The organism is Bordetella petrii, from assembly GCF_020991325.1.
Classification (GTDB): Bacteria; Pseudomonadota; Gammaproteobacteria; order Burkholderiales; family Burkholderiaceae_B; genus Bordetella_A; species Bordetella_A petrii_E.
Map to the genome: position 1 here is coordinate 1 of NZ_JAJMLX010000337.1, position 4,492 is coordinate 4,492.

The window sequence follows — 4,492 nt, forward strand, 5'->3', positions numbered from 1 at the left end:
GGCGGAATCGCGCGCGGCCGCCCACGATCGGGCCCGCCGCGACCTGGACACGGCGCGCCAACATTTGCGCATCCATGCCCCGGAAGGCATCGAGGCGCTGCGGGCCGCGCAATCGCAGGCGCAGGCGCGCCGCGGGCAATTGCAGGCGCTGCTCGCCAGCCTGCCCGACGCGCTGGAGCCTGTCGATCTGGCGCAGGCGGAACAGGAGGCGCGCACGGCCACGGCCGAAACCGAACACGCCGCCCACACCGTTATGGCCGCCCGCAGCGCGCTGGATCGCCTGCAGGCGCAGGTGCAATTGCTGCAAACTCAATGGGCGGCCCGGCAGAAAGATTTCATCGCACCCGAGCGCGCGGCTCAGCGCGAAGAGCGGGGCGCCAAGCTGGTCGAAGCCCGCGCCCGGCTCGATACGCTGGCCCAGCGCTGCCAGGACGCGCAGGCCGCGCTGCAGGCGCACCAGCCCGAGCTCATCGAGCAGGACGCCCAGCGTTTCGAGCAATCGGCCCGGCTGGTGCGCCAGGAGCAGGAACGCCGGCACGCCGAATTGCTGCAATTGCAAGGCAAGCTGGAACAGGCCCAGGCGCAGGGGGTGGGAGAACAGTTGCTGCAGGCGCAGGCTGAAGCCCAGCGCCTGGCGCGGCGCCGCGATGAATTCGCCTTGCGCGCGCAGGCGCTCGACCTGCTGTGGCGCTTGCTGGGCGAACGGCGCGCCGCTGCCACGCAGCGCCTGTTGCAGCCGCTGTCCTTGCGTTTGCAGCACTACGTGGGTCTGCTGTTTCCAGGCGCGCAATGGCGCCTGGACGAGGCCTTGAGGCCGGCGGCGGTGGCGCGCGGCCAGGGCGACGATGCCCTGGAAGCGCTTAGCTTCGGCACGCGGGAACAACTGGGCGTGCTGGCGCGCCTGGCCTACGCCGATCTGCTGCAGCAGGCTGGCCGCCCCACGCTGCTGGTGCTGGACGACACGCTGGTGCACGCGGACCAGGCGCGCCGCGAATTGATGAAGCGGGCGCTATACGACGCGGCATCGCGCCACCAGGTGCTGTTGTTCACCTGCCATGGCGAGGCCTGGCAGGACATGGGGGTGGCAGTGCGGGAAGTGCCGGGCGCTTCCATGCCCGGGGCCAGGCTCCCGCAGGATGCCTGACCCCGGCGGCACTGCGCCACGGCGATCAGTTCAGGCTGATCTTCTGTTCCTTGGCGATGCGGGTGCGCAGTTCCAGTTCGCGCCGGATCAGGGCGGCGTATTGCTCGGGGGTGCCGCCGTCGACCAGCGAGCCGCGTTCCATCAGGCGCTGGCGGATGGCCGGATCCTGCAAGGCCTTGGCCGCGGCGTCGTGCACGCGCTTGACCACTTCGGGCGGCACGCCCGCGGGCGCCACCAGGCCGTACCACGCCATATTGTTCATTTCGGCCAGACCGGCTTCCTTGAAGGTGGGCACGTCGGGCATGCCGGCCACGCGTTCGGGGGCCGCCACGGCCAGCGCGCGCAGCTTGCCTGCCTGGATGTGCGCGAAAGAAGAGGGCAGGTTGTCGAACTGGGCATTCACCTGGCCCGCCAGCGTGTCGTTCAGCGCCGGGCCCGAACCGCGATAGGGCACGTGGATCATGTCGGTGCCGGTCAGCGACTTGAACAGTTCGCCGTCCAGGTGCGAAATGCTGCCCGTGCCGGCCGAGGCGTAGCTGTAGGTGCCGGGCTTGGCTTTCAGCAGCGCGATGAAGTCCTGCGGCGTCTTGGCCGGGGTTTGCGGGTTTACCGACAGCACGTTGGGCACGTTCACCAGATTGATGATGGGGGTGAAGTCCTTCAGCGGGTCGTAGGGGGTTTGCGCGTTGGTGGCCGGGTTGGTGGCCATGGTGCTGACGGTGGCCACGCCCAGGGTGTAGCCGTCGGGTTTGGACTTGGCGAGCGCGTCGGCGCCGATGGAGCCTCCGCCGCCGCCGCGGTTTTCCACTACGACGGGCTGGCCCAGTTCGCGGCCCAGGCCATCGGCCACGATGCGCGCCACCAGGTCGGTGGTGCCGCCCGCGGCAAACGGCACCAGCAGGCGTACCGGGCGGTCGGGGTAGGTTTGCGCCTGGGCGCCGGCCCCGATCGAACAAGCCGCAAGGGCCGCCAGCAGGGTGGCCTTGAAAGCGGTGTTTTTCTTCATGAGATGTCTCCGTGATGGTGTGCCGGCAGGATGGCCGGGCACGAGGGGGCAGTATTGAACCGTGCGAACCTTACAAGAATCTGATATTTTTCGGGGTGGATTCCCGCTCGGCGTCGGTCGATGTGTTGGCGCCGTGGCCGCGGTGCCGCTGCAACGGCGCGCCTTGCCGGGCTTCCGAGTAACGTCATCCCGGCTTTATGCTTGGCTCACCTCCACGAGACAAGCCGCCGGCCCTCCCGGAATGCCATGTCGCTGATTCTCATACTCGCTCTGCCGTTCGTCGGCAGCCTGTGCGCCGCGCTGCTGCCGTCCAACGCCCGCAATGCCGAGTCGTGGCTGGCGGGCCTCACCGCGCTGGCTTGTACGGTGCTGGTGGCCAGCCTTTATCCGCAGGTGGCCGATGGCGGCATCATCCGCGCCGACCTGGCCTGGGCTCCGGCCCTGGGCCTGCAGTTCACCCTGCGCATGGATGGCTTTGCATGGCTGTTCGCGTTCATCGTGTCGGCCATGGGCACCCTGGTGGTGCTGTACGCGCGCTACTACATGTCGCCCGAAGACCCGGTGCCGCGCTTTTTCTCGTTCTTCCAGGCCTTCATGGCCGCCATGCTGGGCGTGGTGCTGTCGGGCAACCTGATCCAGCTGGTGCTGTTCTGGGAAATGACCAGCCTGGCTTCGTTCATGCTGATCGCCTACTGGCACCACCGGCTCGACGCCCGGCGCGGCGCCCGCATGGCCCTTACCGTCACCGGCGCGGGCGGCCTGTGCCTGCTGGCGGGCGTGCTCATCCTGGGGCACATTGTTGGCAGCTACGATCTCGACCAGGTCCTGGCGGCGGCCGATAAAGTACAGGCCGATCCCTGGTATCCGGCCGTGCTGATCCTGGTGGCGCTGGGCGCGCTGACCAAAAGCGCCCAGTTTCCGTTCCAGTTCTGGCTGCCCAACGCCATGGCGGCGCCCACGCCGGTATCGGCCTACCTGCATTCGGCCACCATGGTGAAGGCCGGCGTGTTCCTGCTGGCGCGTTTCTGGCCCGTGCTGTCCGGCACCGAAGAATGGTTCTGGATCATCGGCGGGGCAGGGCTGTGCTCGCTGGTGCTGGGCGCGTACGCCGCCATTTTCCAGCAGGACATGAAAGGCGTGCTGGCCTATTCCACCATCAGCCACCTGGGGCTGATCACGCTGCTGCTGGGCATGAACAGTTCGCTGGGCCTGGTGGCGGCCATCTTCCACATGGTCAACCACGCCACGTTCAAGGCCTCGCTGTTCATGGCGGCCGGCATTGTCGACCACGAAACCGGCACCCGCGACCTCGGCCGCCTCAGCGGCCTGCGGCGGGCCATGCCTATTACCGCCACCTTGGCCATGGTGGCCGCGGCGGCCATGGCGGGGGTGCCGCTGCTCAACGGCTTCATTTCCAAGGAAATGTTCTTCGCCGAGACCACCTTCATCAGCGGGGATCCCTTCATCCAGTATGGCCTGCCCGCCATGGCGGTATTGGCCAGCGCCTTCAGCGTGACCTATTCGCTGCGCTTCATCCTGCAGGTTTTCTTCGGGCCGCCCGCGCACGACCTTCCGCGCGCGCCGCACGAGCCGCCGCGCTGGATGCTGCTGCCCAGCGGCCTGCTGGTGCTTACCTGCCTGGTGGTGGGCATCATTCCGGGCATTACGCTCGGGCCGTTCCTGGAAACCGCGGCGCACAGCGTGCTGAACCGCGACATGCCAGCCTACAGCCTGTCGGTATGGCACGGCTTGAATCTGCCGCTGGCCATGAGCTTCATCGCCATGGTGGCGGGCGTGGTGCTGTACCTGGCGCTGCGCGCGCACCAGCGCGCCTTGCCCGGCAAGGTGCCGTTCATTTATCGCTTCGATGGCCGGCGCACTTTCGAATTCCTGATGGACTACTCCAGCGTGGCCGCCAGTTGGCTGTTGCGCCGCGTGGCCTCGCCGCGCCTGCAGGTGCAGATGGTGCTGATCGTCGTGGGCACGCTGTTGGTTGCCTGGCTGCCCCTGCACCGCGGCGTCTGGAACGACGCGCCGGCGCCCATCACGCCGCTGGACCCGGCCTTTGTCGTGCTCTGGATCGTGGGCGGCATTTGCGCCCTGGGCACCGCCTTCCAGGCCAAATACCACCGGCTGGCGGCCCTGATCCTGGCGGGCGGCGCGGGCCTGGCCGTATGCCTGACCTTCGTCTGGTTCTCGGCGCCCGACCTGGCGCTGACCCAACTGGCCGTGGAGGTGGTTACCGTGGTGCTGTTGCTGCTGGGGCTGCGCTGGCTGCCGCGCCGCATCGAAGGCGGCACCGAAGGCATAGAGGCCGGGCGCCAGGGGCTGCGCGCGCGCTT

2 protein-coding genes and 1 pseudogene are annotated in these 4,492 nt (G+C 68.3%); 2 read left to right on the plus strand and 1 reads right to left on the minus strand.

Going from position 1 to position 4,492, the window contains the following annotated elements:
• Positions 1–1,144: pseudogene (locus LPZ50_RS22305) on the plus strand (GTP-binding protein); the annotation flags it as partial.
• A 25-nt stretch (positions 1,145–1,169) separates the two neighbouring features.
• Here the strand turns inward: LPZ50_RS22305 and LPZ50_RS22310 are convergent.
• A complete protein-coding gene (locus LPZ50_RS22310) occupies positions 1,170–2,150 on the minus strand; it encodes a Bug family tripartite tricarboxylate transporter substrate binding protein (protein WP_230665023.1) in 981 nt (326 codons plus the stop codon).
• Positions 2,151–2,396: 246 nt separating this feature from the next.
• Between LPZ50_RS22310 and LPZ50_RS22315 the strand changes: the two genes are divergently transcribed.
• Positions 2,397–4,492: monovalent cation/H+ antiporter subunit A (locus LPZ50_RS22315; RefSeq protein WP_230665024.1), on the plus strand; the 2,096-nt coding region annotated here is incomplete at its 3' end.

Bases quoted from the DNA above. Each gene is read 5' to 3' on its own strand.
- LPZ50_RS22310 (WP_230665023.1), bottom strand. From the start codon at position 2,150: ATGAAGAAAAACACCGCTTTCAAGGCCACCCTGCTGGCGGCCCTTGCG.